Here is a 2,316-nt window from a genome sequence, read left to right on the forward strand (position 1 = left end):
GCCCCCCACGCCGCCCCCCCCCCCCCACCCCCCCCGCCGCCCCCGGCGGCCCGGGCCGGCGGGGCCCCCCCCCCCCCCCCCCCCCGCCCCGCCCTCCCCACTGGGTTGAGCCGACGCCTCCTGGCGATCTCGTGCTCCATTTTCCCGTCCTGTTCACGTTCACATCTACAGAATGCACTGAACTGTTCAGTACATGTAAGAGAAATCATGGTGTTTTGATGACTGCAACCCCCCCACCGCCCGCCTTTGACGGCCAACTGCCGCCGATGCCACCCCCGCCGCCCGCCTCACCCGTGGTCTCCCCGTGGATCACCGACGAGGGCCGCCGGATCCGCGACCGTGTGCGCGGGCTCATCCCGCTGATCCGCTCTCAGGCCCGCGAGGGAGAGAAGATCGGGGCACTCACCCCCGAGGTGCTCGAAGCGCTCAATGACGCCGGTGTCTTTCGGATGTCCATGCCCGTCGAGTGGGGCGGGTACGGGCTCGGCGCACGGGACCTGGTCGAGGTGATCGCCGCGCTGAGCGAGGGCGACGGCTCCGCCGGGTGGGCCGGGTTCGTCGGCGTGGGCGTGAAGAACGTGCTCGCGATGGATGCGCAGGTGGTCGACGAGGTGCGCGCCGAGACGGCGGACTGGGTCGGGCCGGCCATCGTGGGCGCGTCCGTCTTCGCGACCAAGGTCGGCTCTGCCCGGGCCGTCGAGGGCGGCTGGATGGTGCAGGGCAAGTGGGCGTTCGGCAGCTGCTGCAAGCACGCGAGCTGGGCCCTGGTCGGCATCGAGTACGACCCTGCCGAAGCCGGAGGGAGCGGACGCGGCATGGTCGCGGTCCGCCGTGAGCAGTACGAGATCCTCGACGACTGGGACGTCATGGGTCTGTCGGGATCGTCCAGCAACAGCCTTCGCGTGCAGGACGAGGTGTTCGTCCCGGCGCACCGCTTCATCGACCTCGGTGAATTCCCGCTGCGGCTGCAGCAGTTGCACGACCGCTACACGGGCTTCGGCTACGGGCAGCGCGGCCTGGCACTGCTGCTCTGCGCGACGCTCGCGAACCTCGCGATCACCCTGGGCATGGCCCGGGGCGCGCTCGACTGCTTCACCGAGCAGGCGAACAAGCGCAAGCCCTTCACCCTGCCCTACCCCACGATCGGCGACATGGCGTCCGCCCAGGTCGCGGCGGGCAAGGCCCTCGCGATGATCAACGTGGCCGCCGCGACGATCGAGGGCGCGGCCGACCAGATCGACGCGCGGACCGCCGAAGGACTCGACTTCACCCCGCCGGAGGAGTCCGAGATCAGCCTCTCCATCGCCTACGCGGCGAACCTGTGCGAGGACGCGATCAACCTCCTGCAGAAGACGATCGGTTCGTCCACGGTGAGCCTGTCCAACCCGATCCAGCGGTTCGTCCGCGACGCCCGCGTGCTCACCTCGCACGGCGCGATCCGCATCGACCCGCTGGCGGAGCAGAACGGACGCCGGCTCCTCGGCCTGGCCCCCTTCGCCATGATCGGCGGCGCCGTCCCCGAGCGCCGCGCCTCGACAGACCCGTCCCGAGACAAGGAGACCGTCCGCGCATGAACGACTTCAGCATCATCGACAGCATCGCCCACATCAACGACCCCGAGCTGTACGAGACCTGGCTCGACCGCGAGGACTACAAGGCGGCCGTCGCCCAGGCCGACACACCCGAGCGGACCGCCGTCAAGCGTCTGCTGGTCGACTTCGAGGCGGACCTCGCGCGCATGGTGCGCGACGGCACCGTGCAGGAGAACGTCGTCGACGTGATGAAGCGGTACATCGTCGAGGACTACGTCCAGCACGACCCGAACGCCCCCGGCAACGGCCGGGACAACATCATCGAGCACTTCCGCCACGTCCCGACCGGCGCCGGCACTCCGCCGCCGGTGGTGAGCGTGGTCCTGGACGGCGATCTGGCCTGCGTGATGATGAAGCAGCCGACGCCGGACCCGGAAAGCCCCGGCAAGACCTACGACTGGTACATCGTCACGGTGTTCCGCGTGCGTGACGGCAAGCTCGCCGAGCACTGGAGCGCCTTCCGCAAGATGGCCGCGCCGCTGCCGGGGACCTGAGCGGCGAATCCGGCACCGTCACAGATCGTCGCCGTGGCACCCGCTCCCGCCGCGCCGCCCACGCCCCGTCCGCGCGGCGGGGGTGCAACCGCGCGGTGACGCATGGCGGGGGCGAGGGAGGCCAGGCCGTTGTAGGGCCCCCCCCCCACCCGCGCGAGCACGCCCCCCCCCCCCCCCCCCCCCACCCCCCCCCCCCCGCCCCCCCCCCCGCGCGGGGGTTAACGCCGACG

At 71.3% G+C, this 2,316-nt stretch carries 2 protein-coding genes; both read left to right on the forward strand.

The features are described 5' to 3' along the window. Positions 1-218: 218 nt before the first annotated feature. Entirely contained in the window at positions 219-1,574 is a 1,356-nt protein-coding gene (locus tag ACFXC1_RS44300; protein WP_381254253.1) for an acyl-CoA dehydrogenase family protein, read from the forward strand. Next, positions 1,571-2,086 carry a nuclear transport factor 2 family protein gene (locus ACFXC1_RS44305; RefSeq protein ID WP_381254255.1) on the forward strand — a complete coding sequence of 172 codons (516 nt, stop codon included), beginning with the start codon at positions 1,571-1,573 and terminating at the stop codon, positions 2,084-2,086. Before ACFXC1_RS44300 ends, ACFXC1_RS44305 begins: the two co-directional genes overlap by 4 nt. Positions 2,087-2,316: the final 230 nt, after the last annotated feature.

The organism is Streptomyces hokutonensis (genome assembly GCF_042751305.1).
Classification (GTDB): domain Bacteria; phylum Actinomycetota; class Actinomycetes; order Streptomycetales; family Streptomycetaceae; genus Streptomyces; species Streptomyces hokutonensis_A.